We start from the raw sequence: 26,319 nt of genomic DNA, 5'->3' as shown, positions 1-26,319 counted from the left end.
GACTCCGATGGGGCTAAATGATTCCCCAAGGGCGACCGGACAAGTCTCTACCTAAATCAAAACTGGACCAATTTACGCTGGTCCCCGTAGCGCGCGATTATCTAGTAGCCCGTGAGATAACGCAGCAGGGGCAACCAAGTATTTGTAGCGAAAACTTGCGTTTTGCGCATTAAAAGTCGTTTTTCATACAATCAGGTCTGTAACAGGAAGGTGACCGGCCCGTCATTGACCAAATGCACCTGCATATCCGCGCCAAAACGCCCCGACGCCACCGTGCCATGCAATTGTTGCGCTTGTGACAACAAGTGCTCGAAAAGCGCCTCGCCCAACGCCGGTGGCGCCGCTTTGGAGAAGCTCGGACGCAGGCCACTCTTGGTGTCGGCCGCCAGGGTGAACTGGGACACCAGCAGCAAACCACCGCCAATGTCCTTCAACGACAGGTTCATCTTGCCCTCGTCGTCACTGAACACCCGGTAGTTAAGCAGCTTATGCAACAACTTGTCGGCACTGGCGGCGGTATCTGAAGGTTCAACGGCCACCAGTACCAGCAAACCCTGGTCTATCGCACCCACCACCTGCCCCGCCACCTCGACCCGGGCGCCACGCACCCGCTGCAAAAGGCCCTTCATGCTTCTTCAGGGGGCAGATCAAGCAGGCGTCGTGCCATCTGGCCCGCCGCACGCACCAGCGCATCGGTGATACCCGGCTCGGACGCCGCGTGGCCCGCCTCGCGGATCACCTGCAACTCACTGTTCGGCCAGGCCTGGTGCAGCTCCCAGGCATTATCCAGCGGGCAGATCATATCGTAGCGGCCATGCACGATGATCCCCGGCAGATGGGCGATCTTGTGCATATCGCGAATCAGTTGGTTGGGCTCCAGGAACGAGTTATTGGTGAAGTAGTGGCACTCGATACGCGCAATCGACAAGGCGCGCTGGGGCTCGGAGAAGCGCTCGATCAGCTGCGGGCTGGGGCACAGGCCGAGCATGCGGCCTTCCCAGGTGGACCATGTCTTGGCGGCATGCATCTGGGCGATCTGGTCATTGCCGGTCAGGCGCTTGTGGTAGGCGCTGATCATGTCGTGGCGCTCTTCCACCGGGATTGGCGCGATGTAATCCTGCCAGTAGTCCGGGAACAGGCGGCTCGCGCCGGCCTGGTAGAACCACTGGATATCCTGCGGGCGGGCCAGGAAGATGCCGCGCACAATAAGGCCATGTACGCGATCAGGGTGGGTTTGCGCATAGGCCAGGGCCAGGGTCGAGCCCCAGGAGCCACCGAACAGCACCCATTTTTCAATGCCCAGGTGCTCGCGGATCCGCTCAAGGTCGGCGACCAGGTCCCAGGTGGTGTTGTTTTCCAGGCTGGCCCGCGGAGTGGAGCGCCCGCAGCCGCGCTGGTCAAAGGTGACGATGCGGTACAGGTTCGGATCGAAATAGCAGCGACTGTTGGCATCGCAGCCGGCGCCGGGACCGCCATGGATGAAGACCACGGGCAAACCTTGCGGGGAACCACTTTCGTCGACATACAGCGTGTGGGTTTCATCGACGGCCAGATCGTGCCGGGCGTAGGGTTTGATCTGCGGGTACAAAGTCTGCATTGCGCGCTCCGTAAGGGGTCGGGTCCATCCCTGGGGGGACGTCTATTATTTTTGCCGTCTGGCATCATAAACCCGAATTGTGCAATGAGCATGTCCTTGAGGACTTAGACCTGTGTCAGTGATCAGCCAGGAAGGTTCGCGCACCACCTGTGGGAGCGGGCTTGCTCGCGATAGCGGCGGATCAGTCGACATATTTGTGAACTGACAGACCGCCATCGCGGCGATGCGGCGATCCGACCAGCCCGCTCCCACATTTCGCCCCCATTGTTTGATCTGGCGCTTACGACGTGAGGACGCCGCTGCATCCTGGAACGGTTGTGGATCCTTTGCGTCGTGTTATCAACACATCCTATTGAACAGCCGCTTTATGCCTCGCCACTGAGTACGCTTGAGGTTTTCATCCAGAAGCCGACAAACCCACAGCAAGAACTGGTGGTTGTTACAACCGAAGTAATGCTCTGAAAAACACAACTCATAATCAAACGGTGCTGCATTGCGCAGGTCCACCAGGTGTCAGGTTATTACGCAGGTAGCCGTGAATTTCCCGCTTGAGTAGCAGGACACTGAGGCGGGAATGGGCGTCAACATAGCCTTGCACAATAGCCGGCAAGGAAAGAGGCACAATCGCAGGTTCTCCTTCCCTGCGCCACGCACCGACTTTCTCACCCACTTCGCTATACATGAAACCCGTTAAACGCTGATAAGCCATAACCGCCTCAGATAATCGGAAAGGCGGTCAGCACATAATTAAGCCTCATCCTGCCACCCTGAAAGGATGAGACTCGAAAAGCCGCGTAGAGGCTGGCGGTGGATAACGGCACGGCAAACTCACCAGCTAAACCAATCACCTGCCCTGTTGCAGGTGAGGCTCCCAAGCCAGCGGCTATCGCCTGACCGGATCTATAGGCGTACGACGCAGTTGTCTCGCCGCTGAGCAGTTGTGCGGTACCGGCAGCCAACTGATCAGAGGCGTGTACCCCCATGGCAACACAGCCCATCTTGCTGATCATCGTCGGCTCAGGTAATGCGCACAAAACACCTGCGCCCGCCAACTCGATGATCCCACCAACGACACGCAAACCGCCAAAAATTCGATTTGAGGCGATTTCAGCAGCGCTCAGGGATTGGTGTTCCAAAATCGCTGCCATCTGCGCATAACTTAAAACAACTCGAAATTCCTCTTCCTGAGACACCACCGTTGGCCCTTCCTGATCGCAGAGGCCCGCAGACTAACCAAACAACATAGATGTACTAAGGGTGGTAACCACATTAAGGAAATAACCTACTCAAGTTACGGAATAGGCCTTGAAGACAACTGCTTCTGGCCCCACGCCAAGAACCCTTCCAGCAACTGCCTCAACACCACCCGCGTCGGCTCGGCCAGATCCTGTCGATACCTGAACGGCTCAAACTCCTCCATATACGTGCACTGCCCCAACTCCAACTGCACCGCATGAATATCCTGCGCCGGGTTGCCGTAGTGCCGGGTGATATGCCCGCCCTTGAAACGCCCGTTCAGCACATGGCTGTAGTGCGGATGCGCCGCGCAGATGGCTTCCAACTGGCTGGCCAACTCGGGGTCGCAGGCGGCGCCATTGAAGGTGCCGAGGTTGAAGTCCGGCAGCTTGCCGTCGAACAGGTGTGGGATCACCGAGCGGATCGAGTGGGCGTCGAACAGCAGCGCGTAGCCGAATTCGGCCTTGAGCCGCGCCAGTTCCTGTTGCAGGGTCTGGTGATAAGGCGTCCAGATCTGCTCCAGATAGGTCGCCCGCTCCGCCTTCGACGGCTCCTTGCCTTCAATAAACAACGGCACGCCATCAAACAGCGTCGCGGGAAACAGGCCGGTGGTCGCCCCGGCATACAGCGGCTTGTCGTCCGACGGCCGGTTCAAGTCGATGACAAACCGCGAATACTCGGCCGCCAGGGTGCTGGCCCCCAGCTCTGCAGCAAAATCGTACAGCGTAGGGATATGCCAGTCGGTATCCGGCAGGCTTTGCGCCTCGGGGATCAGGCCCGCTGCAACCGCAGGCGTCAGGCGCAGGCCGGCGTGGGGCATGCTGATCAGCAGCGGTGTGCGGCCTTGTTTGAAGTTCAGAACCTTATCCACAGCAGTACTCCTTACTCACAAAGGCAACCTTACACATCGACGTCGACGCCATGGCGCACGACGCGTTTATCCAACTCGCCACCCAGCCAGTAGGCCAGGTCGGCGGGGCGGTCGATCTGCCAGGCGACAAAATCCGCGACCTTGCCCACTTCCAGCGAGCCATGGGTGTCGCCCATGCCCAACGCCGTGGCGGCATGCCGGGTAACACCGGCCAGGGCTTCTTCCGGGGTCATGCGGAACAAGGTGCAGGCCATGTTCAGCATCAGCCGCACGGACAAGGCCGGCGAGGTGCCGGGGTTGAGGTCGCTGGCAATGGCGATCTTCACCCCGTGCTTGCGCAAGGCGTCCATCGGCGGCAACTGGGTTTCGCGCAAAAAGAAAAACGCGCCCGGTAGCAACACGGCGACGGTGCCGGCGGCGGCCATGGCGATGGCGTCTTCTTCGGTCATGAACTCCAGGTGATCCGCCGACAGCGCCTGATACCGCGCCGCCAGGCTGGAGCCGTGCAGCGACGACAGTTGCTCGGCGTGCAACTTTACCGGCAACCCCAAGCGCTGCGCGACCTTGAACACGCGCTCTACCTGCTCGGTGGAAAACGCCAGGTATTCGCAGAACGCATCCACCGCATCCACCAACCCTTCTGCTGCCAGGGTCGGCAGCATCTCGTTGCAGATGTGCTCGATGTAGTCGTCGGCGCGATCCTTGTACTCCGGCGGCAACGCATGGGCCGCCAGGCACGTGGCACGCACGCTGACCGGCAGCTCCTGGCCCAGGCGCCGGGCCACCCGCAGCATCTTGCGCTCGTTGGCCAGGTCCAGACCGTAGCCGGACTTGATCTCCACCGTGGTCACGCCATCGCGCAGCAAACTGCGCAGGCGCTTGCGGCTGCTGTCGAACAGCTCGTCCTCGGTCGCCGCACGCGTGGCGCGTACGGTGCTGGCAATGCCGCCGCCGGCCGCCGCGATCTCGGCGTAGCTCACGCCTTGCAGGCGCTGCTCGAATTCGCCGCTGCGGTTGCCGCCAAATACCGTGTGGGTATGGCAGTCGATCAGCCCCGGCGTGACCCACGCCCCTTGCAAGTCATGGGTCTGCGCGTAGTCGCCAGGCGGCAGCTCGGCACGGGGGCCGATCCACTCGATCAGCGAACCGGCCGTGACCATGGCGCCATCCTCGATGATCGAGTACTCGCCCCGGGCCATGGTTGCGATGTGGCAGTGTTGCCAAAGCGTTTTCATCAACGCCTCCCTAAGTTATCGGTGAGACAAAGCCGGGTCGTAATTGACCTTGGCCGCTTGCCCGGCTGCGGGCTTGACCCACAGCAGGTAGGCGAGGACCAGCAACACGATCCATACGGCGCCCACCAGCAGCGCGGCCTGGGTGTCCGGGAAGTAGCCCAGCACACCAAAAATAAACAGCATGAACACAATGGCCGCCGCCGGCGCATAGGGCCAGAACGGTACCGGGAATTTCAGTTCGGCGATCTGCGCCTTGGTCATCGAGCGGCGCATCGCCACCTGCGTGACCAGGATCATCAGCCACACCCACACGGTAGCGAAGGTGGCAATCGAGGCAATCACCAGGAATACGTTTTCCGGGATCAGGTAGTTCAACACCACGCCGCCCAGCAGCGCTGCGCCCATCACCACCACGGTCATCCACGGCACACCGTGGCGCGACAGTTGCGCAAAGCCCTTGGGCGCCTGCCCTTGCTGGGCCAGGCCGTACATCATGCGGCCGGCGCCGAAGATGTCACTGTTGATGGCCGAGACGGCCGCCGAGATCACCACGATATTGAGGATGGTCGCCGCCGAGCCAATCCCCAGGTTGCTGAAGATCTGCACGAATGGGCTGCCCTGGCTGCCGATCTGCGGCCATGGGTAGATGGCCATCAGCACAAACAGGGTCAGCACGTAGAACAGCAGGATGCGCAGCGGTACCGCGTTGATCGCCTTGGGGATCACCCGTTGCGGGTCCTTGGCTTCACCGGCAGTGATGCCGATGATCTCGATGCCGCCAAAGGCAAACATCACCACCGCAAACGAGGCGATCAGGCCGCCCAGGCCATTGGGCATGAAGCCACCATGGGCCCACAGGTTGCTCAACCCGCTGGCCGGTGCGTCAGCCGCCGAATGCACGCCAAACAGCATGATGCCGAACCCACCAAGGATCATCGCGACAATCGCGCCGACCTTGAGCAACGACAGCCAGAACTCCATTTCGCCGAACACCTTGACGTTGCACAGGTTCAGCCCGCCGATCAGTAGGACGATGCCGAGCACCCAGACCCAGCGTGCGACCTCGGGAAACCAGAAGCCCATGTAGATGCCGAAGGCGGTGACGTCCGCCAGGCAGACGATGATCATTTCAAAAGCGTAGGTCCAACCGAGGATAAAACCGGCCATCGGGCCCAGGTAAGTGCTGGCGTACTGGCCGAACGAGCCGGACACCGGATTGTGCACGGCCATTTCGCCGAGGGCGCGCATCACCATAAATACGGCGGCGCCGCCGATCAGGTAGGCCAGCAACACCGCCGGGCCGGCCATTTGGATCGCCGAGGCAGAACCGTAGAACAGCCCGGTGCCGATCGCCGACCCCAGTGCCATGAAGCGAATATGGCGGGCGGTCAGTCCGCGTTTGAGACCTTGTGCTTGCTGGTGCATTTCTCGTCCCTAATTATTGTTATCCAGAGAGAATCCGAACCTATGGGCGACCCCATGCGGGAGCCAACTCCCACACAGGATCGGTGTGCTGCTTACAGGCTTGGCAGCAGCTTGGCCGGCACCAACTCGTTCAGGCAGCGGCTGGCCAACAGTTCGCTGGCGGCGTTGATATCCGGGGCGAAGAAGCGGTCCTTGTCGTAGAACCCCACTTTGGCGCGCAGGATCCCACGGGCCTTTTCCAGCTTGGGCGAGGTTTTCAGGCCATCGCGCAGGTCCAGGCCCTGGCAGGCGGCCAGCCATTCCACTGCGAGCACCCCCCGGGTATTTTCAGCCATTTCCCACAGGCGCTTGCCGGCAGCCGGCGCCATCGACACGTGGTCTTCCTGGTTGGCCGACGTCGGCAGGCTGTCGACGCTATGGGGATGGGACAACGCCTTGTTCTCGCTGGCCAACGCCGCTGCCGTCACCTGGGCAATCATGAAACCGGAGTTGACCCCGCCATTGCCCACCAGGAACGGCGGCAATTGCGACATGTGCTTGTCCATCATCAACGAGATACGGCGCTCGCTCAGGGAGCCGATTTCAGCAATGGCCAGGGCCATGTTGTCGGCGGCCATCGCCACCGGTTCGGCGTGGAAGTTACCGCCGGAGATCACATCGCCTTCGGCGGCGAATACCAGCGGGTTATCCGATACCGCGTTGGCTTCGACCACCAACACTTCGGCCGCCTGGCGGAACTGGGTCAGGCAGGCGCCCATGACTTGCGGCTGGCAGCGCAGGGAGTACGGGTCTTGCACTTTGTCGCAGTTCTGGTGGGACTGGGACACCTGGCTGCTTTCACCGAGCAGGTCGCGATAGGCGGCGGCCGAGTCGATCTGCCCACGCTGGCCACGGGCCGCATGGATGCGCGCGTCGAACGGCGAGCGCGAGCCCAGCACCGCTTCCACGGTCAGGCCGCCACAGGCGATGGCGGCGGCGAACAGGTCTTCGCCTTCGAACAAGCCACGCAGGGCGTAGGCCGTGGAGACCTGGGTGCCATTGAGCAGCGCCAGGCCTTCCTTGGCAGCCAGGGTCAGCGGCGTGAGGCCGGCGACTTTCAGCGCTTCGGTCGCCTCCAGCCACTCACCTTTGTAACGGGCCTTGCCTTCGCCCAACAGCACCAGGGACATATGGGCCAGCGGCGCCAAGTCACCGGACGCGCCCACCGAGCCCTTGAGCGGGATATGCGGGTAGACCTCGGCGTTGATCAGGGCGATCAGCGCGTCGATCACCTGGCGGCGAATCCCGGAGAAACCGCGGCTCAGGCTGTTGACCTTGAGCACCATCACCAAACGCACCAGCGCATCGCTGATCGGCTCGCCGACGCCGGCCGCGTGGGACAACACCAGGGAACGCTGGAGGTTTTCCAGGTCTTCGCTGGCGATACGGGTCGAGGCCAGCAGGCCGAAACCGGTGTTGATGCCATAGGCGGTGCGGTTCTCGGCGAGAATCTGCTCGACACAGGCCACACTGGCTTCGATCTGCGCCGAGGCGCTGTCATCCAGGCTGAGGGTTACCGGCTGCTGGTAGATGGCCCGCAGTTGGGCAAGGGTCAGTTGGCCTGGAATCAGATTTAGCGCAGTCACATTCATGCTCCTTTTGAAATAGGGTTCAGTGCAAATTCGGTAAAGCGTGGTTCAACAAATCGGTGTCCTTGAGCAGCGCCGCCGTGGTCGCGATGTCCGGCGCCAACCAACGGTCCTGTTCATAGGCCGGGACGTGCTCGCGCAGCAGGCGCCAGGCGGTGTGGGTGCCGGCGCCGAAGCCTTGCGCCTTGAGGAACTCAAAGGCCTGGGCCGCCAACAGGTATTCGATGGCGAGGATCTGGGTGAGGTTTGCCAACACTGAGTGCAGCTTGAGCGCGGCGTTGGTGCCCATGCTCAGGTGGTCTTCCTGCAGGCCCGAGGTGACGAAGTTGTCGAGCACGGCCGGCTGCGCCAGTTGGCGATTCTGCCCACAGAGGGAAGCGGCGACGTACTGCACGATCATCATCCCCGAGTTGACCCCCGGGTTGCTCACCAGGAATGCCGGCAAGCCGCTAACGTGGGGGTTGATCAGGCGGTCCAGGCGGCGCTCGGCGATGGAGCCGATTTCCGCCATGGCGATGGCCAGCATATCCGCCGCCAGCGCCACGGACTGGCCGTGGGGGTTGGCCTGGGACACCACGCGGTAGTTGTCCGGCGTGCCCAGCAGCAGTGGGTTGTCGGTGGCACCGTTGAGTTCGGTTTCGATCTGCCGGGTGGCGTGCTCCAGTTGATCGCGGGCGGCGCCGTGGACCTGGGGGATCGAACGGATGCTCAGCGCGTCCTGGGTACGAATGCCACGGCTGGCGGCAATCACCTCGCTGCCCTCGAGCAAGGCCCGCAGGTTACTGCCGACCTGCTGCATGCCGGGGTGTGGCTTGAGGGCGATGATCTGCTCATCGAAGGCATCGATCTGCCCGCGTTGTGCTTCAAAACTCATGGCGCCGATCACATCGGCCCATTGCAGCAAGTGGTGGGCATCGGCCAGGGCCAGGCAGCTCAGGCCACTCATGCATGGTGTGCCATTGACCAGGCACAGGCCGTCCTTGGCGCCGAGCACCACCGGCTGCAAGCCTTCGGCGGCCAGCGCCGCCTCGGCCGTCACAATCTGGCCGCGATAGCTGACATTTCCCACTCCCAGCAGGGCAATGCCGATATGGGCCATGTGGGTCAGGTAGCCCACCGAGCCCTGGGACGGCACGTGCGGGGTGATGCCATGGTTGAGCAGCGCCAGCAGCGAATGCACCACCTGCGGATGCAGGCCGGACTTGCCCTGGCTGAAGTTGATGATGGCCGCGCAGATGATCGCGCGGGTCTGTTCATCACTCAGCGGCGCTCCCACACCACAGGCGTGGCTGAGCAAGGTGTTGCGCGACAGTTGACTCAGTTGCTCGCCCTTGAGCGACACATTGCACAAGGCGCCCAGGCCGGTGTTGACGCCATAGGCCCGCTCGCCGCTGGTGACGATGCGTTGCACGATGGCCTGGGCATTGTCGATCCGCGCCCAGGCCGGGCCCGACAGCTCCAGCTCGGCGCCGAAGCGCGCGACGGCAACCACGTCCTGCCAGTGCAGGGGGGTGTCGGCGATGACGACTTTTTTAGCCTGGGACATCTTCATACCTTCTTCAAATTTTTGCGGCCTTGCCGGCCTCATCGCGGGCAAGCCCGCTCCCACACTTGGAATGCGTTCCCCTGTGGGAGCGGGCTTGCTCGCGAAGAGGCCAGCCGACTCACCACAAACCCCGGCTCAGACCACCGCCGCCCGCCGCTGAACAAACCGGTCCACATACTCATCCGCCGGCGAATGCAAGATCTCCCGCGGCGTGCCGACCTGGATCAGCTTGCCGTCCTTGAGGATCGCGATGCGGTTACCGATGCGCACGGCCTCATCCAGGTCGTGGGTGATAAACACGATGGTCTTGTGCAGGGTCTTTTGCAGCTCCAGCAACTGGTCCTGCATCTCGGCGCGGATCAGTGGGTCAAGGGCGCTGAACGCCTCGTCCATCAGGATGATGTCGGTGTCGGCCGCCAGGGCCCGGGCCAGGCCCACGCGCTGGCGCATGCCGCCCGACAACTGGTGCGGGTATTTGCTTTCGTAGCCCTTCAGGCCCACGGTTTCGATCCAGTGCAATGCACGCTCGGTGCACACTTGCTTGGTTTCACCGCGCACTTTCAGGCCATAGGCGACGTTGTCCAGCACGCTCTTGTGGGGCAGCAGGCCGAAGCTCTGGAACACCATGCTGATCTTGTGCCGGCGGAACTGGCGCAGGGCTTCCATATCCAGTTGCAGGATGTCTTCGCCGTCCACCAGGATCGCGCCGCTGGTGGGGTCGATCAGGCGGTTGAAGTGGCGCACCAGGGTGGACTTGCCGGAACCCGACAGACCCATGATCACAAAGATCTCGCCGGTGCCGATGCTCAGGGACAGGTCATTCACGCCCACCACACAACCGGTCTGTGCCAGCACCTGGTCCTTGGTCTGGCCTTGGCCAATAAGCGCCAGGGCTTCCTGCTCACGCGCACCGAAAATCTTGAATACGTTTTTCACTTCGATCTTGCTGACAGTAGTCATTTGCTCGCCTCATGCCGTGGACGACCATAGGCCTGGGTAATGCGGTCGATGACCACTGCGAGAATCACAATCGCCAGGCCAGCCTCCAGGCCGCGCCCGACGTTAAGGGTCTGGATGCCCACCAATACGTCCTCACCCAAGCCACGGGCGCCGATCATCGAGGCGATCACCACCATCGACAGGGCCATCATGGTGGTCTGGTTGATCCCGGCCATGATGCTCGGCAGGGCCAGCGGCAGTTGCACGCCAAACAGTTGCTGCCAGCGGTTGGCGCCGAAGGCATTGATGGCTTCCATCACTTCCCGGTCCACCTGGCGAATGCCCAGGTCGGTCAGGCGAATCAGTGGCGGCGCGGCGTAGATCACCGTGGCGAAAATCGCCGGCACCTTGCCCAGGCCAAACAGCATCAATACCGGGATCAGGTACACGAAGCTGGGCATGGTCTGCATGATGTCCAGCAGCGGCATCAACACCGAGCGCAGGCGATTGCTGCGCGCCGAGAGAATGCCCAGGGGAATGCCGATCAGCACCGAGATCACCGTGGCCACCATCATCAGCGCCAGGGTCTGCATCAGCTTGTCCCACAGGCCGACCGCTCCCACCAGGAACAACAGGCCGACGATCACCGCCGTGGTCAGCACCTTGCGGGTGGCGTGCCAGGCAATGCCGCCGACTATCGCCAGCATCAGCCACCAGGGTGCCGCGCGTAGCAGGCCCTCCAGGTTGACGATGGCCCACAGCAAGGTGTCGGAGATCTGCCGGAACACATCGCCGTAATTGGTCACCAGTGCATCGACCCAACCGTTGACCCAGTCGGCGATGGAAAACGTAAAACTCTCAGGAAACATAACGTGCTCTCGATCCAGTGGAGTGTGGCCGGGTGCCCGGCTGCCTGTTCAGGGTAGCCGGGGGCACTGGGCCTACAAGGCCGCGTCGATTTTCTTGGCTGCGTCTTCACTGACCCAGGCGTGCCAAACCTGCGGGTGCTCCTTGAGGAAGATCTTCGCCAGCTTCGCCGAGTCAATGCGCTCTTTGCTCATGCGCGCCAGGTTCTGGTTGAGCAGGTCTATGGGCAGGTTGACCTTCTCCAGCACCGCCACCAGTTCCGGGGCCTGCTCGTAGAAAGTCTTGGACAGGCCGACCTTGATGGTCACGCGTTTATCCACACCGGGTTTTTCGTCGAGTTTGACCAGGTCCACCTGGCCCATCAGCGGCGTCGGCGACCAGTAGTAGAACAGGATCGGCTCGCCACGCTTGTAGCTCGACAGCACCGCCGCATCGAGCGCCGGGCCAGTGCCAGGGCGGAAGTTGGTGTAGGAACTTTCCAGGCCATAGCTCTTGAGCATTTCGCTGTTGTCCAGCTCGCAGGTCCAGCCGGCCGGGCAGTTGTAGAAGCGGCCTTTGGCGGGCTCTTCCTGGTCCTTGAACACCGCAGAATACTTGGCCAGGTCGGCGATGTTTTTCAGGTCCGGGGCCTTGGCTTCGAGTTTGCGCTTGGCGTCGCCTTCGATCACATAGCGCGGCACGTACCAGCCTTCAACCGCACCGACCACAGGGGCGCCGACACCCACGACCTTGCCGGCCTTCTCGGCCTTGTTCCACACTTCGCTACGGCCAACCCACTCTTCGGCGAAGATCTGGATATCGTTGCTGCCCAGGGCGTTTTCCATGGTGATGGAATTGCCCGGCAGGCTATCGGTTTTGCAGTCGTAGCCTTTTTCCAGGACCACTTGCAGGACGTCGGTCAGCAACATGCCGCTTTCCCAGTTAAGGCCGGCGAACTTCACCGGTTTGCCCGACTCGCACCAGCCGGCCGCCTGGGTGGCGCCAGCACTGGCCAGCAGGCCGGCGGCGAGCAATGGGGTCAGCAGGGTCTTATGCATTCTCATTATGTGACGCTCCCAATCATGAAATGGATTACGGCAGTCAAAAGGCATCCTGCCTTGTCCACGTCCCATCAGGCTTGTGTAATCAGCCCGTTGTTTTTAGGGGTAGCTATAGCTGTAGCGCCCTGCTCTATCGGCAAAATCAGTCGTTCAGGCATTGCGCCGTGCCATTTTTTTGCACACACGTAATACAGGGCCGCGGGCAGTACCAGGCCGATGATCCAGGAAATATCCACCCCGCCCAGGCTGGCCACCAGGGGCCCGGTGTAGAACTTGGTGGCGATGAACGGCAACTGCACCAGCACTCCGAACACATAGACGCTGATACCCAGCAGGTTCCAGCGGCCGTAGCGACCGTTCGGATCGGCCAGTGCCGGCACGTCATAGCGGTCGCGGGTGATGCAGTAGTAGTCCACCAGGTTGATCGCGCTCCAGGGCGTAAAGAACGCCAGCAAAAACAGGATGAAGGACTTGAACGCACTGAGGAACGAGTGCTGGCCGAGCAACGCGATCAGGGTCGCCGCGCCGACAAATCAGCAGCACGAAAACCAGGCGCTGCAGGCGCGTGACCTCCATGCGCCCACGAAAGCCACTGACGATGGTCGCAATGCACATAAAGCTGCCGTAGGAGTTCAGCGTGGAGATGGTGACCTTGCCGAATGCGATGCTGAAGTACAGCAATGCCGCCGTGGCCCCCGTGCCGCCCAGACCTACGATGTAGGCCACTTCGTTACCGGCAAATTGCCCGTTGGACATCGCAGCGGCAAACACGCCGAGGATCATCGCCACTTGGGCGCCAAATGACCGAACCTGCGCCTGCGGCCAGAAAGGTTTTCACCGAGGACGTGTTGCGCGGCAGGTAGCGGGAATAGTCAGCCACATAAGGCCCAAAGGCGATTTGCCAGGAGGCCGCGAGCGACACCGCGAGCAGGAAGCTGCTCCAGCTGAAGTGGCGGATTTGCAGGAGCGCGCCAACGTCGGTCTGGCTCATCAGGCGGCTGAACAGGTACACAAAAGCAATCACGCCAATGACGCTGGCGACACGGCCGATGAAATGGATCACCCGGTAACCGAGCACCGTGACCAGCACGATGACACTGGCGAAAATCAGAATGCCGACACTGTCGCTGACCCCAAACAACTGGCCCAGCGCCTGACCGGACAGCACGGTCCCGGTGGCGGTGAAACCGAGGTACATCAAACACACCAGCACAATCGGGATGGCTGCGCCATACACACCGAACTGCACCCGGCTGGAAATCATCTGCGGCAGCCCAAGCCTGGGCCCTTGCGCCGCATGCAACGCCATCACGCCGCCGCCCAGCAGTTGACCGATCAACAGACCGATCAACGACCAGAACACATCACCGCCCAGCACCACGGCCAGGGCCCCGGTGACAATCGCGGTGATTTGCAGGTTGGCGCCCATCCACAGGGTGAACTGGCTCAATAGACGACCGTGTCTTTCCGCTTCCGGGATGTAGTCGATCGAACGCCTTTCGATCAACGGGGTGGAGCTTGCACGCGCGTCTTTTGCAGCCATGGGTGTTCAACCTCTAATGGATTGTTTTCGGTGGTGCGGCTCAAACATGTTTCAAATACACAGCAGGTCAAATGTGGGAGCTGGCTTGCCTGCGATTGCATCACCGTGGTCTGCCTGACAGACCCAGTCGCCCGCATCGCAGGCAAGCCAGCTCCCACAAGAACCGAGCCAGGCGTTACTTGATCATCGGGAGATTGAGACCCTGCTCCTTGGCGCAATCAATCGCGACCTGATAACCCGCATCAGCATGACGCATCACCCCGGTGGCCGGGTCGTTGTGCAGCACGCGGGCAATACGCTCGGCGGCTTCGTCGGTACCGTCGCAGACGATGACCATGCCGGAGTGCTGGGAGAAGCCCATGCCCACGCCGCCACCGTGGTGCAGCGAAACCCAGGTCGCGCCGCTGGCGGTGTTGAGCAGGGCGTTGAGCAGCGGCCAGTCGGACACGGCATCAGAACCGTCCTGCATGGATTCGGTTTCGCGGTTGGGGCTGGCCACCGAGCCGGAGTCCAGGTGGTCGCGGCCGATCACCACCGGCGCCGACAGTTCGCCGCTGCGTACCATTTCGTTGAATGCCAGGCCGAGCTTGGCACGTTGGCCCAGGCCAACCCAGCAGATGCGCGCCGGCAGGCCCTGGAAGCTGATGCGCTCGCGGGCCATGTCCAGCCAGTTGTGCAGGTGGGCGTCGTCGGGGATCAGCTCTTTGACCTTGGCGTCGGTCTTGTAGATGTCCTGCGGGTCGCCCGACAGTGCCGCCCAACGGAACGGGCCGATGCCACGGCAGAACAGCGGGCGGATGTAGGCCGGTACAAAGCCTGGGAAGTCGAAGGCATTTTCCACGCCTTCTTCCTGCGCCATCTGACGGATGTTGTTGCCGTAGTCGAAGGTCGGTACGCCCATCTTCTGGAAGTCCAGCATCGCCTTGACGTGTACGGCCATCGACTGCTTGGCGGCCTTGATCACGGCAGCCGGCTCGGTCTTGGCACGGGCGCGGTACTGCTCCCAGGTCCAGCCGGCAGGCAGGTAACCATTGAGTGGGTCGTGGGCGCTGGTCTGGTCGGTGACCATGTCCGGGCGCACGCCGCGCTTGACCAGTTCCGGGAGGATTTCGGCAGCGTTGCCCAGCAGGGCGATGGAGATGGCCTTGCCTTCCTTGGTGTACTTGGCGATGCGCGCCAGGGCGTCGTCGAGGTCGCTGGCTTGTTCGTCGACATAACGGCTGTTCAAGCGGAAGTCGATACTGACCTGCTGGCATTCAATGTTCAGCGAGCACGCGCCTGCCAGGGTCGCGGCCAGCGGTTGGGCGCCGCCCATGCCGCCGAGGCCGGCAGTGAGCACCCAACGGCCTTTGAGGTTGCTGTCGTAATGTTGGCGACCGGCCTCAACGAAGGTTTCGTAGGTGCCCTGGACGATGCCCTGGCTGCCGATGTAGATCCAGCTGCCGGCAGTCATCTGGCCGTACATGGCCAGGCCCTTGGCATCCAGTTCGTTGAAATGCTCCCAACTGGCCCAGTGCGGCACCAGGTTGGAGTTGGCGATCAGTACACGCGGGGCATTGCTGTGGGTCTTGAACACGCCGACCGGCTTGCCGGATTGCACCAGCAGGGTTTCGTCGTCGTTCAGGTTGGTCAGGCTTTCGACGATCTGGTCGTAGCATTCCCAGTTACGCGCCGCACGGCCGATACCGCCGTACACCACCAACTCTTTCGGGTTCTCGGCCACTTGCGGGTCGAGGTTGTTCATCAGCATGCGCAGCGGCGCTTCAGTCAGCCAGCTTTTGGCGGTGAGCGTGTTGCCACGGGCGGCGCGGACTTCAACGTCGCGGTACTTGGTAGGCTTGTTCTGGGAAAAGTCAGTCACAAAAAACTCCTCAGCAATCGATGCGCGAACACGATGGTGCGAAGAGGATGTTTAGCGACTCTTATGCACACACCTTTACTTGTACATACAAGCATATGCAATCTGACTGCCAACTTGGGAAGTCCGTGCTGAAGATTTATTGCCGAGGCGCGTGTAAGCCTTGGAAATAAAGGCTTGAAGGCTTTATGAAATTTCTGAAAGGGGTGACTTGAACCGCTGGAGGATTGCTACAAAGGCAGGGCATTGCGCCATGCTGGGGCATTCGGTAACAACTTGGTGCGGGCCTGGAAACAGATTGTGCAGCCTCTCCATAACCCATGTGGGAGCTGGCTTGCCTGCGATAGCCACTTGTCTGACACACCGCAATCGCAGGCAAGCCAGCTCCCACAGGTTTAATCGCGTGCGGTCAGTTCGATCAGGCAGCAGCGGCCTGTCACGCTGATATCCAGCAAGTCACTGTTACCGTCCACCTGCAAACAATCATGATGACCCAGCACTTCGCCCAGCACCTTCACCTCATCAGCCACACTGAACACCAGCACGGTGTGCGCGGTACTGAAAAACTGCTGCACCCCATCCACCCACTGCAAACGTGCGTGGTAACGCTGGGGCGAGTAGATCAGGTTGAAGTCGCGAATCGGCCCGGTGATCAGGCGGCACACCACCTGGCTTTCACCCTTGAAGGCGAACGGTTGCAGCGGTAACAATCCGCGCTGCTCTTCACCGTCCACGGTCAGCACCATGCCCGCACCCTGAATCACGGTGATGACCCGTTGATACCCGGCAAACGTGGAAAAGCCGCCCGACTCCCCGATATCGGCAATCGACAGGCGCCAGCCAAAACCTTCCAGGCCGTGGCCGGCATCACGGGTGATTTCTTCGGTGCTGCCGCCGCCGTTTTTCCACGGCATGCGTACGTAATCGGCAGCACGCCAGACCTTGACTGCACTCATTTGCTGAAACGTCCTTCGAGGCTATGGCGGGAACCGGGGTGGATCAGGCGTGCGGCAGTCACCGGCTGGCGCCCGGACCAGGTACGCCGGCGAATCAGCAAGCACGGCTCGCCGGTCTCGATCTGCAGCAGCTTGCATTCCTGCGGGTCGGCCAGGATCGCCTCCACCACATGCTCGCCCTCGGTCAGCGGCGCCACCTGGTTGAGATAGGCGTAAGGGGTTTGCTGGGTGAAATCCTGTTGCAGGTATTCCGGTGCCACCAACGCGTTGACGAAACGGTCTTCGATTTGCACCGGGATATCGTTTTCGTAGTGCACGATCAGCGAGTGGAACACCCGCCCGCCTTCACGCATTTCCAGGGCCACGGCGCGCTCGGAACCGGCGGCTTCTTCGCCCAGGGTAATCACCTTGCAGGTGTGGCTATGGCCACGGGAGGCGATCTCATCGGCGATGTTATGCACCTCGAACAGCGCCGACTGGCTCTTGGGCTCGGCGACAAAAGTGCCGACGCCTTGCATGCGCACCAGCAGACCTTCGGCGGTCAGCTCCCGCAGGGCCCGGTTGATGGTCATGCGGCTAAAGCCCAGTTGGTTGACCAACTCGCTTTCCGACGGCACGCGATAGTGCGGCGGCCAGTTGCCGTTGAGAATCTGCTGGCTGATCATCTGCTTGACGCGGGCATACAAGGGCGCCGGACTTTCGTCCATGTGGGCAGCCAGCGGGGACTTGGCGGGCGGAGTCGGCACGGGGAATCCTTGCAGGGGGAAAAGATGCATAGATTGCCGGAGTTTACCGAGCAGGCAAACGTCTGTATATGTATATACAAATAAACACACGACCGGGGTGCCTTGATCATGTCCGCTTTCTTTGCCGAACGCGCGCTGCTGCCTAATGGATGGGCCACTGATGTACGCCTTGAAGTCAGCGCCGATGGCCTGCTGACCAACGTGACGGCCAATGCCAGTGCAGACGGCGCCGAGCGGCTGAGAGGCCCGTTGTTACCGGGCATGCCGAACCTGCATTCCCACGCGTTTCAACGGGCCATGGCGGGGCTGGCGGAGGTCGCCGGCAACCCCAATGACAGTTTCTGGACCTGGCGCGACCTGATGTACCGCATGGTCGGCCAGATCAGCCCCGAGCAATTGCAGGTCATCGCCCGCCAGCTGTATATCGAGATGCTCAAGGCCGGCTACACCTCGGTCGCCGAGTTCCACTATGTGCATCACGACATCAGCGGCCAGCCTTACGCCGACCCCACCGAACTGTCGCGCCAGATCAGCCAGGCGGCGGCCAGCAGCGGGATCGGCCTGACCTTGCTGCCAGTGCTCTACAGCCACTCGGGCTTTGGCGGCCAGGCGCCGAACGACGGCCAGCGCCGCTTTATCAACAGCACCGATAACTACCTGAAGCTGCAAGCGCGCCTGCAGCCGATCCTGGCCGCGCAACCAGCGCAGCAACTGGGCCTGTGTTTCCACTCATTGCGCGCAGTCACCCCGCAACAGATCAGCGCGGTATTGGCCGCCAGCGATAAGAGCTGCCCGGTGCATATCCACATCGCCGAACAGCAAAAGGAAGTCGATGACTGCCTGGCCTGGAGTGGCAAACGCCCGCTGCAATGGCTGTATGACAATGTGAACGTCGACCAGCGCTGGTGCCTGGTGCACGCCACCCACGCCAACTCCGACGAAGTGACATTGATGGCCAACAGCCGGGCGATTGCCGGGCTGTGCCTGACCACTGAGGCCAACCTGGGCGACGGGATTTTCCCGGCGGTGGATTTCCTGGCCCAGGGCGGGCGCATGGGGATTGGTTCGGACAGCCATGTGTCATTGAGCGTGGTCGAAGAACTGCGTTGGCTGGAATACGGCCAGCGCCTGCGCGACCAGCGGCGCAACCGCCTGTATCGCAGCGATCAACCGATGGTCGGCCGCACCCTGTATGACGCAGCCCTCGACGGCGGCGCCCAGGCGCTGGGGCAACCGATTGGTCGCCTGGAAGTCGGCAAGCGTGCGGACTGGCTGGTGCTGGACGGCAATGATCCGTACCTGGCGACGGCCAGTGCAGACGGGATTCTCAACCGCTGGCTGTTTGCCGGGGGTGATCGGCAGGTGCGTGATGTGTTGGTCAACGGCCAGTGGGTGGTGCGCGATGGGCATCATGCGGGCGAGGAAGAGAGCAGCCGGGCCTTCGCGCAAGTCCTGAGAGACTTGTTGTCTTAAGAACAACCCATAACCCATGTGGGAGTGTTGGTCATGGTTTGTAAAGGGCCAGCAAGGCGTGTCCCTTTAAATTGCAGGACGTTTCCGAGACAATCCCTGCCGCCTTGTGCCTGTTGGATTCGATGGCTAGCCTGCGGCCTGTCACTGCTCATCAGTGATCGGGTTTAGTCGCCCGGCACATCACAAGGCGCATGGTCACATGAAGTTTTATGGCGGCTGTGCGCAGGGCACCCTCGGGTGCGCCGGATTCCTTGTGGCCGGTCGACTAACCTGCGTACAGCCGCCACCCTTCGTTTAGTCGCGACGGACCGGCTCCGACTCTCACAAGGAGCTTCACCATGCATAAAATTGTCCCCGACCCACCCAGCGACCCCGCCAAAGACCGCGCCGCCTTCAACCGCGCCATCGACCACTACCTGCCGACCCAAGATGCTCACAGTGCCCGCGACGATTTGAGCTTCGAAGACGCCCTGCTCTACACCGCCAGCCTGCTGGACAGTGCGTCAGCGACGGCGCTCGATTGTGGAGAGATGCTGCAAAGCCCCGAACGGGCAAAGGTGTTGGCGGTGTGGCATTTACTGGAGATCGCCAAGACCACGGTTGATCGATCCATTGCACACCTGCACCCCGCCACGGCCAGAACCTGAGGGCAAAAAAAGGGCGGGTTTATTAAAAAACCCGCCCTTTGTTTCGCATTACTGCGAGGTCTTGGCCATCTGCTTGTCCGACGTACGCCAGATCAAACGTGTGGTGTCGTAACCCTGCTGGCGCGCCCTGCTCAGCAAGTCTTCGCGGGTGTCGGCACTGACGGTCGGCGTGCGTGACAACAGCCACATATAGCGCCGGCTCGGGCTGCCGACGATGGCGGTCTTGTAGTCATCGCTGACGTACAACACCCAGTAATCGCCCTTGGCCACGCCCGGTAGCAACGCGGTGAACCAGTTATTGAATTCGACCCACAACTTGTCGGTCTTGCCCGGGACCTGCGGCGTGGCCGTGCCCTTGGCTTCTTCCCACTTCCACTCGGTGGTCAGGCAGCGATTGAACACTGACATGTCGCCATCGGGTAGCAGGGAGTAACGGGCCTCGGATTGCGCGCAGTTGCGCTGGAAGTACATGGGCAGGCGGGCCAGTTCGTACCAGGTGCCCTGGTAACGCTTGAGGTTGACGCTGCCGACAGTCTTGGGTTGCAGATCATCGCCAGAATGGCTGGCGCAGCCTGCCAAAAACAGGCTGGCGCAAAGGTATAAAACAAAACGCATCATTCTTCTTCTCCCGCAGGCTTGCGCCCCGGTTTACTTCAGGCCTTGCCCGGAAAACATCAGAACTTTGTCACCGGCGTACTGCACGCTGATAAAGCTGTTTTTGTCGCCCCAGGTGCAACTGGACATGCCCAGTGCGCCAGAACAATCGGTGGGCTTACCCAACAGCGACTCCACCTCGGCCTTGGCCATGCCAGCCGAGAGCTTCTGGTAATTTTCCTGGGTGACCTTGCTGCAAGCGGCCAACAGCACGCAAAAGCACAAGAGGGCGAGACGGCGTAACGACATGGTAGAGCTCCTGGAGGGACACGCAGCAGTGGGGGTCTGCCAGAAGCTTAGAAGGGAAAAGGGGGGTCTGGTTCCCGCAAGGCAAAAACAAAAAAAGCCCCGAATCGCTGAAACGTTTCGGGGCCTTGGTCTGGCGCATGATTCATTGTAAAAGCGAGCTGGCTCGCGAAAAACATCCAGCCAACGCAGCGCTGCGCCGGGAATACTTCGCGAGCAAGCCTGCTCCTACAGAAGGCCTTAGGCCTTGTGGTAACCCGTCACACGCGCCACTTCTTCCTTGGACCCCAGGAACACCGCCACACGCTGGTGCAGGCCTTCAGGCTGGATGTCGAGGATGCGCTGGTGGCCGTCAGTCGACGCACCGCCCGCCTGCTCAACCAGGAACGACATCGGGTTGGCTTCGTACATCAGGCGCAGTTTGCCCGGCTTGGACGGCTCGCGGCTGTCGCGTGGGTACATGAACAGACCGCCACGGGTCAGGATGCGGTGTACGTCGGCAACCATCGCGGCCACCCAGCGCATGTTGAAGTTTTTCTTCAGCGGGCCTTCTTCGCCTTCCATCAACTCGTTGACGTAGCGCTTGACCGGTTCTTCCCAGTGGCGCTGGTTGGACATGTTGATCGCGAATTCCTGGGTCGAGGCAGGAATGGAGATGTCTTCGTGAGTCAGCACAAAGCTGCCCATTTCACGGTCCAGGGTAAAGCCCTTGACGCCATCACCCAGGGTCAGCACCAGCATGGTCTGTGGGCCGTAGATCGCATAGCCGGCAGCAACCTGCTCGGTGCCTGGCTGCAGGAAGGCGTTTTCGTTCAGCGCTTCGTTCTGGCTCAGGTATTCGTTAGGGCAACGCAGTACCGAGAAGATGGTACCGACTGGCGCGTTGATGTCGATGTTCGACGAGCCGTCCAGCGGGTCGAATACCAGCAGGTACGCGCCTTTAGGGTATTTGCCCGGGATCTGGTAGGCATTGTCCATTTCTTCGGAGGCCATGCCGGCCAGGTGACCGCCCCATTCGTTGGCTTCGAGCAGGATTTCGTTGGAAATCACGTCGAGTTTCTTCTGCACTTCGCCTTGCACGTTTTCAGTGCCCATGCTGCCCAGGACGCCGCCCAGCGCGCCTTTGGACACGGCGTGGCTGATTTCCTTGCAAGCACGCGCCACCACTTCGATCAGGAAGCGCAGATCGGCAGGGGTGTTGTTGCTGCGGGTCTGCTCAATCAAATAGCGACTCAGGGTAACGCGGGACATGGACGGCTCCGGAGAATGGGGGGCTAAAAACCCGCGCAGTTTAGCGCGAGTCGGGGCGCATTTCCTCCTATCAGACGAGATAACCCTGACAGAGTTCATGTAGGCCCCGGCTCAGGGCCTGGTAGGCGGCTTGCGCAACAGGTTGTAGGCCATCGCCCCAAGTGCCGCTACGCCCAGCAGCAATACGGCCCACAGGCCGATTGTCTGCCAGTTGATACCTGCGACATTTGGCGCGGCTGGCGGGTTGGCGTGCCATTCGCCATCGACCCGAGCCTGGCCCAGAGCCGCGAGGCGCTGGGGTTGGTAGTCGGGAATCAGGGTCGTCAACGGCAGGTTCGCAGCCTTGGCCGACGGGTTGCCCAGCGCCAGGGTAAACGGCTGTTCGCCCCGCGCCAGGAACACCACTTGCGTGGCCCGCACAGCAAAACTCAACGCCGGCGCCTGCGCGCCCAGGCCACCGCCCCGCTCGTCTACGTCCAGCTTGAGTTGCCGCACCGGGTAACCCGGCAACTGCAATTGATCCTGGGTGACTTCTTGCCCGCCCTGCGTCAACCGATAGAGCAAACCACGGCTCAATGGCTGCCATGCCTGCTTGCTGTCCTGCCGCCCTTGCAGACCCACCGGCGCCAGGCTGTTGGGCTGGCGCAACTCAACGCGCACCCGCTCGACACTTAACACGCCAGGCAACTGCCAGCTGTACTGCCCAGGCTCCAGGGTGCTGCCGGCCAATGGCTCGGACCACACCAGCGACAACGGCAGGCTGCTGGTGCTCTGCACTTCAATGGAGGTCAACTCGGGCGCGGCCTGGCCTTGCCATAGCAGGCGCAGGTAGCGCGCCGGCTGCCCTGGCAAGGCGACTTCACGCTGCTCCACCCGTTCATCGGCAAATGCCAGGCGCGCCACCTGCCCGCCGCCCCAGGAGCGCCAGTGCTGCAAATCGTCACTGGCTTCGATACTGAAACGCTGGAAGCCATCATGCTCGGCAGCCCAATCGAGGATCAGCTTTTGCAACGGCGCCTTGATTGCACTGGCATCCAGCAGCCAGCCGCGTCGCACCTGCGCGCCGGCCGGCGCCTCGCTGGACGGCTGCACCTGCACCAGGGTTCCCGTGGCGCTGGATTGCACGCGCACGCTGGGCACACTGTCGCTGGCGTTGTCGGCGGCATACAGCGGGAAGCCCTTCAGCCGGGCCAGGTTGTTTGCGCTTGCGGGCGACTGCCGCACTAATGCATATGCCTGGGGCTCGCCCGCCGCGTTGAACACCCGCAGGTCACTGAGATCGGCCTGACGGGCGCTCAATTGCACCGCCAGCGGCAACTCCAGGCGATACCAGGGGCCTTCGCCGCTGACCGTCAGCGGCACTTTGGCGGTGAAGTCTGCGGGGCCTTCTGCGGCCGACGCCGATAACGCGGCGCACAGGCCCACCAGTGCAATGCTCAGTTTGCCGATCAAGAGGACGCTCCTTGGGTTTGAATCTCAGGTTCGCTGCGTTTGGGCGGCAGCGGAGCGAAATAACCCACCACCAGCAACAGCCCGCCCACGCCGATAAACGACACGATCCGCTCCAGCCCGCCACGGTTGCTCAGCTCGACGAGGAACAACTTGGCGACCACCACGCCGATCAGCACCGCGCCGACCAGCCACACTTCCCGGCGATTGCGCAGGTGCCCGCCGATCATCAGGCCCAGGGCAATCAGGGTCCAGACAATCGACAGCCCGGCCTGCACCAGCATCGAGTCAAGCAACGCATCCAGATCAAACGGCACGCCGCCCCAATGGTGCGCCGCGCGCATCACCAGTGCGGTGAAGAAGGCAAACAGCGAGACCCCGGCAACGCCCTGGGCAATCCACGGGGTGCGGCCGCCCAGTTGCGGCGCCGCGCTGCGCGCCCACAGGTACACGCCCAGCAGCGCAAACAGCAGGCCAAGATCCAAGGGGTTGAGCAACGGCACATACGGTAATGGCCTGGCCGTGCCGTCGCTGAACATATTCGCCAACCAGAACCACACCAGCATCAGCGCGGCCAACGGCAGCGCGGCCAGCAGGCGATATTCGCGTGGATAAGCCGATAGCGGCCACGGCCACTGGCGCGGCGCAGCAATGGCTATCAGGTACAGGCTTGGGAAAATCGCCCAGCCCAGCCAGCGCCAGGCGTTGTATTGCACCGAAAGCACCAACAGGCCGTAGCGCAATTCCAGGGCCAGCATGCCGATCAGCATCCAGCAGCCCAGCACGTGGGCGACGCTCAAGGCTTTTGCCGCCGCCAGGTCGGCCAAATAACGCAGCGCGATGAAATGCACGGCGAACACCGCGAGCCAGGCCAGCCAGCCCCATTCGGCCGCCGGGTGGTAATAGCGATGCAACGATACCAATACCACCAGCGCCACCGCCGGCATCAGCAACAGGCAGAGGGTGCCCAGCGCGGCCCAGCGCAAGCGCAACGCCAACAACATCCACAACGCTGCACTGGCCGCAGCCGCCGCCAACAGGAAGGTGGCTTGCAACTCTGGCGGGGTGAAGCGCAGCACTTCGTGGTTCAGCGCCAATACCCACCACGCCGCGCCCCAGGCCAGCAGGCCGTTGGATACATGGGGCAACTTGAGTCGTCGATCACTGCCCCGCAAGCGCCAGGCGCCGACAAATGCGGCCAACCCGACCAGCATCGGCGCCCAGAAACCGATATGCCGGAACGCCGGCAGTTCACCGCCGCCCCAGGATGTCAGCGCGACCAAAGCCCCCGCCAGCACTTGCACGCCGAGCGCGCAGAACAGGAAGGTGCGCGAAGCGATAGACACGCCGACAAACACCGTCACCAGTCCCGCCAGCGCCCAGCTGATCGCGGTGCCCTGCTCGGCCACCAGCAACGGCGCCAGCAGGTACACAAAGCCCAGGCCAAGGCCGGCCAGGACCGGCAAGCCCTGGCGCTCCCACTTCGAGGTCTGCTCCAGCGCGGCCGTGCGCAGTTGCTGGAAGCTGAACAGCAACGCCACGCCGAGCAACAAGGCGCCCAGCGCCGCGCCGTCCAGCAGCGTGTGTTCGCCCACGTCCAGCTCACTGAGAAACGCCAGCGCCGAGCCCAACTGCAACAGCAGGCCAAACGCCCGCGCCAACGAGCGTTGCTGACGCAGACCGAGCCAAAGGATGCCGGCGCCTTCCACCGCCCAGGCCGCCGCGGTCCAGCGCGCGTCCAGGCCCAGCGGGATCGCCAGGCTGGCAAAGATCACACCCAGGGCCAGGCAGGTTTCTGCCAGCAACACGGTGCGCCCACCGCTAAGCACCCGCGCCAGGACCATATAGATGATGCCCAATGCCAACGCACTGAAGGCCGGGGCGAAGGCCAGGTGCTGCACCAGGGTGAACTGCAAGCCAAATGCCACAAGCGGCGGGCCGAACAGCAGGCCGCCATCCACATAATCGCCCTTGGCTGCCGACCAGCGCAGCAGCGCGGCACGGCTGTCATCGGCCGGGGCATCGGCCGTTTCCAGGAGTTTGCGTCGCGCAAACAGCAAGCCGATGGCCAGGTACATCAGGAAAAACAGAATCAGGAACGGCTCGGTACTCCACAGCAGTTCCGGTGTGTAAGAGCGAATACCCCAGGCAAACCCGATACCGAAGGTGCCGGCAAAGCCAATCACATTGAGCAAGCGCCAGGCCTTGAACCAGGCGATGGCGAGGATCCCGGCGTTGAGCAGGGCGAAGTAGCTGAACAACGCCACATGGTTGCCCTCGCCGGTGGACGCGAGGATTGGCGCGGCAAACCCGCCGAGCGCGGCGGCGCAGGCCAGGCCGATGGCGTCCTGGGTAATCGCCAGGATCGCCGAAAACACCGTCACCGCCACCAACAGGCCCAGTGCCGCGCTCGGATCGAGCAATGGGTGCAGGCGCATGGCGGCGAACACCGTCAGGTACAACACGGCGATGCCCGCGCCTTGCAGGATCAGCGCATAACTGCCCCGGCGCAGGCGCAGCCACCACCCCAGGCCCAGCAAGCCCAGGGCACAGGCAGCGACACCGGCGTAGCGCAGCTCGATGGGCACCACCATGCCTTCGGTGGCATAACGCAGCAAAAATGCCAGGCCGAGGAACAACAGCACCACGCCGACCCGCAGCACGGTATTGCCGCCCAGCAGCCAGTTGCGCGCGGCGCCGATGGCACGTTCGATCAGGGTGGGGCTACGGGGGATTTCGGGTTCAGCTTCGCGGGCAACGGCGGCCGGTTTCCACAGGTCGTCCGGCAGCGGCGGGCTCGGTTCGGGAGCCGGGGTGGATTGCAGTTCGGCGGGCAACTCCCAGACCAGCTCCGGGGCGGGCGCGGGTTCGGCCATGGACGGTTCGACCTGAGGCGGCTTTTCCAGCAGCGCGAGGCGTTGCTCCAGCGCCTTCAGGGCACTGCCAAGGTGCGACAGGCGAATGGCCTGGCCAATCCCCAAACCCAGCAGTGCACCGAAGCCTGCATCACTGAACGATTCATCCAGCGCCCAGCCGAGCACCAGGCCAATCAGCATGAACATCCATTGCATGGTCCAAATCCCTAAGCAAACCGAGACCCAGTATATAGACG

At 62.2% G+C, this 26,319-nt stretch carries 21 protein-coding genes and 1 pseudogene; 2 read left to right on the top strand and 20 right to left on the bottom strand.

The window, feature by feature from the left end; all coding sequences use genetic code 11:
- Nucleotides 1-191 precede the first annotated feature (191 nt).
- From dtd to hutC, 15 genes and pseudogenes are all read right to left on the bottom strand, one after another.
- Nucleotides 192-629, bottom strand: a complete 438-nt coding sequence (dtd, locus tag PSH80_RS01625; protein WP_057958057.1) for a D-aminoacyl-tRNA deacylase — start codon at nucleotides 627-629, stop codon at nucleotides 192-194.
- Nucleotides 626-1,597, bottom strand: coding sequence for a prolyl aminopeptidase (gene pip, locus PSH80_RS01620; protein ID WP_220172651.1), 972 nt, complete (start codon nucleotides 1,595-1,597; stop codon nucleotides 626-628). Before pip ends, dtd begins: the two co-directional genes overlap by 4 nt.
- A 716-nt stretch (nucleotides 1,598-2,313) precedes the next feature.
- Nucleotides 2,314-2,790 carry a hypothetical protein gene (locus PSH80_RS01615; RefSeq protein ID WP_128593012.1) on the bottom strand — a complete coding sequence of 159 codons (477 nt, stop codon included), beginning with the start codon at nucleotides 2,788-2,790 and terminating at the stop codon, nucleotides 2,314-2,316.
- Between the two features lie 98 nt (nucleotides 2,791-2,888).
- The gene (gene hutG / locus PSH80_RS01610; protein WP_057958054.1) at nucleotides 2,889-3,704 is read right to left on the bottom strand and encodes an N-formylglutamate deformylase; all 816 of its coding nucleotides are present in this window, start codon (nucleotides 3,702-3,704) and stop codon (nucleotides 2,889-2,891) included.
- Between the two features lie 29 nt (nucleotides 3,705-3,733).
- Entirely contained in the window at nucleotides 3,734-4,939 is a 1,206-nt protein-coding gene (gene hutI, locus PSH80_RS01605; protein WP_305418916.1) for an imidazolonepropionase, read from the bottom strand.
- Between the two features lie 15 nt (nucleotides 4,940-4,954).
- Nucleotides 4,955-6,364, bottom strand: coding sequence for an amino acid permease (locus PSH80_RS01600; RefSeq protein WP_057437175.1), 1,410 nt, complete (start codon nucleotides 6,362-6,364; stop codon nucleotides 4,955-4,957).
- A gap of 92 nt (nucleotides 6,365-6,456) precedes the next feature.
- On the bottom strand, nucleotides 6,457-7,995 hold the full coding sequence (gene hutH, locus PSH80_RS01595) for a histidine ammonia-lyase (protein WP_115127187.1): 1,539 nt from the start codon (nucleotides 7,993-7,995) through the stop codon (nucleotides 6,457-6,459).
- Nucleotides 7,996-8,014: 19 nt separating this feature from the next.
- Entirely contained in the window at nucleotides 8,015-9,538 is a 1,524-nt protein-coding gene (gene hutH / locus PSH80_RS01590) for a histidine ammonia-lyase (RefSeq protein WP_305418914.1), read from the bottom strand.
- Nucleotides 9,539-9,673: 135 nt separating this feature from the next.
- Entirely contained in the window at nucleotides 9,674-10,498 is an 825-nt protein-coding gene (locus PSH80_RS01585) for a glycine betaine/L-proline ABC transporter ATP-binding protein (protein WP_115127186.1), read from the bottom strand.
- Nucleotides 10,495-11,346 (bottom strand): proline/glycine betaine ABC transporter permease, encoded by an 852-nt coding sequence (locus PSH80_RS01580; protein WP_057958051.1) that lies wholly within the window; start codon nucleotides 11,344-11,346, stop codon nucleotides 10,495-10,497. Before PSH80_RS01580 ends, PSH80_RS01585 begins: the two co-directional genes overlap by 4 nt.
- A 72-nt stretch (nucleotides 11,347-11,418) precedes the next feature.
- Nucleotides 11,419-12,387: an ABC transporter substrate-binding protein gene (locus PSH80_RS01575; protein WP_057437168.1), complete on the bottom strand. Its 969-nt coding sequence runs from the start codon at nucleotides 12,385-12,387 to the stop codon at nucleotides 11,419-11,421.
- A gap of 68 nt (nucleotides 12,388-12,455) precedes the next feature.
- Nucleotides 12,456-13,927: pseudogene (locus PSH80_RS01570) on the bottom strand (cytosine permease).
- A gap of 175 nt (nucleotides 13,928-14,102) precedes the next feature.
- Nucleotides 14,103-15,788, bottom strand: a complete 1,686-nt coding sequence (hutU, locus tag PSH80_RS01565) for a urocanate hydratase (protein ID WP_216312174.1) — start codon at nucleotides 15,786-15,788, stop codon at nucleotides 14,103-14,105.
- A gap of 392 nt (nucleotides 15,789-16,180) precedes the next feature.
- Entirely contained in the window at nucleotides 16,181-16,741 is a 561-nt protein-coding gene (locus PSH80_RS01560; protein ID WP_057958049.1) for a HutD family protein, read from the bottom strand.
- Nucleotides 16,738-17,517 (bottom strand): histidine utilization repressor, encoded by a 780-nt coding sequence (gene hutC, locus PSH80_RS01555; RefSeq protein ID WP_305418909.1) that lies wholly within the window; start codon nucleotides 17,515-17,517, stop codon nucleotides 16,738-16,740. The genes PSH80_RS01560 and hutC overlap by 4 nt, the downstream gene beginning before the upstream one ends.
- A gap of 78 nt (nucleotides 17,518-17,595) precedes the next feature.
- On the opposite strand from hutC, the gene PSH80_RS01550 reads away from it, so the two are divergent.
- Together PSH80_RS01550 and PSH80_RS01545 are read left to right on the top strand one after the other, a co-directional pair.
- Nucleotides 17,596-18,960, top strand: coding sequence for a formimidoylglutamate deiminase (locus PSH80_RS01550; protein ID WP_305418907.1), 1,365 nt, complete (start codon nucleotides 17,596-17,598; stop codon nucleotides 18,958-18,960).
- A 338-nt stretch (nucleotides 18,961-19,298) separates the two neighbouring features.
- On the top strand, nucleotides 19,299-19,607 hold the full coding sequence (locus PSH80_RS01545) for a hypothetical protein (protein WP_057958046.1): 309 nt from the start codon (nucleotides 19,299-19,301) through the stop codon (nucleotides 19,605-19,607).
- Nucleotides 19,608-19,655: 48 nt separating this feature from the next.
- Here the strand turns inward: PSH80_RS01545 and PSH80_RS01540 are convergent, their stop codons facing one another.
- The 5 genes from PSH80_RS01540 to PSH80_RS01520 all read right to left on the bottom strand — a co-directional run bounded on the left by PSH80_RS01540 (nucleotide 19,656) and on the right by PSH80_RS01520 (nucleotide 26,278).
- Nucleotides 19,656-20,225, bottom strand: coding sequence for a lipocalin family protein (locus PSH80_RS01540; protein ID WP_032862264.1), 570 nt, complete (start codon nucleotides 20,223-20,225; stop codon nucleotides 19,656-19,658).
- Nucleotides 20,226-20,255: 30 nt separating this feature from the next.
- Complete coding sequence (locus PSH80_RS01535) at nucleotides 20,256-20,510, bottom strand: lipoprotein (protein ID WP_038445326.1); 255 nt, start codon at nucleotides 20,508-20,510, stop codon at nucleotides 20,256-20,258.
- Between the two features lie 237 nt (nucleotides 20,511-20,747).
- On the bottom strand, nucleotides 20,748-21,758 hold the full coding sequence (locus PSH80_RS01530; protein ID WP_186625116.1) for a class 1 fructose-bisphosphatase: 1,011 nt from the start codon (nucleotides 21,756-21,758) through the stop codon (nucleotides 20,748-20,750).
- 111 nt (nucleotides 21,759-21,869) lie between these two features.
- Nucleotides 21,870-23,207 (bottom strand): DUF3999 domain-containing protein, encoded by a 1,338-nt coding sequence (locus PSH80_RS01525; protein WP_128593036.1) that lies wholly within the window; start codon nucleotides 23,205-23,207, stop codon nucleotides 21,870-21,872.
- Complete coding sequence (locus tag PSH80_RS01520; protein ID WP_169989251.1) at nucleotides 23,207-26,278, bottom strand: DUF2339 domain-containing protein; 3,072 nt, start codon at nucleotides 26,276-26,278, stop codon at nucleotides 23,207-23,209. The genes PSH80_RS01525 and PSH80_RS01520 overlap by 1 nt, the downstream gene beginning before the upstream one ends.
- Nucleotides 26,279-26,319: the final 41 nt, after the last annotated feature.

The sequence above is a fragment of the Pseudomonas sp. FP818 genome (assembly GCF_030687335.1).
GTDB lineage: Bacteria > Pseudomonadota > Gammaproteobacteria > Pseudomonadales > Pseudomonadaceae > Aquipseudomonas > Aquipseudomonas shahriarae.
Note: the sequence above shows the minus strand (reverse complement) of the source record. Positions and strands in the feature narration are given on the sequence as shown.

What these genes read in the sequence shown, in the direction of transcription:
- dtd (WP_057958057.1), bottom strand. Translation starts at nt 629, where the DNA reads ATGAAGGGCCTTTTGCAGCGGGTGCGTGGCGCCCGGGTCGAGGTGGCG.
- pip (WP_220172651.1), bottom strand. Translation starts at nt 1,597, where the DNA reads ATGCAGACTTTGTACCCGCAGATCAAACCCTACGCCCGGCACGATCTG.
- hutI (WP_305418916.1), bottom strand. Translation starts at nt 4,939, where the DNA reads ATGAAAACGCTTTGGCAACACTGCCACATCGCAACCATGGCCCGGGGC.
- PSH80_RS01600 (WP_057437175.1), bottom strand. Translation starts at nt 6,364, where the DNA reads ATGCACCAGCAAGCACAAGGTCTCAAACGCGGACTGACCGCCCGCCAT.
- hutH (WP_115127187.1), bottom strand. Translation starts at nt 7,995, where the DNA reads ATGAATGTGACTGCGCTAAATCTGATTCCAGGCCAACTGACCCTTGCC.
- hutH (WP_305418914.1), bottom strand. Translation starts at nt 9,538, where the DNA reads ATGTCCCAGGCTAAAAAAGTCGTCATCGCCGACACCCCCCTGCACTGG.
- PSH80_RS01585 (WP_115127186.1), bottom strand. Translation starts at nt 10,498, where the DNA reads ATGACTACTGTCAGCAAGATCGAAGTGAAAAACGTATTCAAGATTTTC.
- PSH80_RS01580 (WP_057958051.1), bottom strand. Translation starts at nt 11,346, where the DNA reads ATGTTTCCTGAGAGTTTTACGTTTTCCATCGCCGACTGGGTCAACGGT.
- PSH80_RS01575 (WP_057437168.1), bottom strand. Translation starts at nt 12,387, where the DNA reads ATGAGAATGCATAAGACCCTGCTGACCCCATTGCTCGCCGCCGGCCTG.
- PSH80_RS01560 (WP_057958049.1), bottom strand. Translation starts at nt 16,741, where the DNA reads ATGAGTGCAGTCAAGGTCTGGCGTGCTGCCGATTACGTACGCATGCCG.
- hutC (WP_305418909.1), bottom strand. Translation starts at nt 17,517, where the DNA reads ATGCATCTTTTCCCCCTGCAAGGATTCCCCGTGCCGACTCCGCCCGCC.
- PSH80_RS01550 (WP_305418907.1), top strand. Translation starts at nt 17,596, where the DNA reads ATGTCCGCTTTCTTTGCCGAACGCGCGCTGCTGCCTAATGGATGGGCC.
- PSH80_RS01545 (WP_057958046.1), top strand. Translation starts at nt 19,299, where the DNA reads ATGCATAAAATTGTCCCCGACCCACCCAGCGACCCCGCCAAAGACCGC.
- PSH80_RS01540 (WP_032862264.1), bottom strand. Translation starts at nt 20,225, where the DNA reads ATGATGCGTTTTGTTTTATACCTTTGCGCCAGCCTGTTTTTGGCAGGC.
- PSH80_RS01535 (WP_038445326.1), bottom strand. Translation starts at nt 20,510, where the DNA reads ATGTCGTTACGCCGTCTCGCCCTCTTGTGCTTTTGCGTGCTGTTGGCC.
- PSH80_RS01530 (WP_186625116.1), bottom strand. Translation starts at nt 21,758, where the DNA reads ATGTCCCGCGTTACCCTGAGTCGCTATTTGATTGAGCAGACCCGCAGC.
- PSH80_RS01520 (WP_169989251.1), bottom strand. Translation starts at nt 26,278, where the DNA reads ATGCAATGGATGTTCATGCTGATTGGCCTGGTGCTCGGCTGGGCGCTG.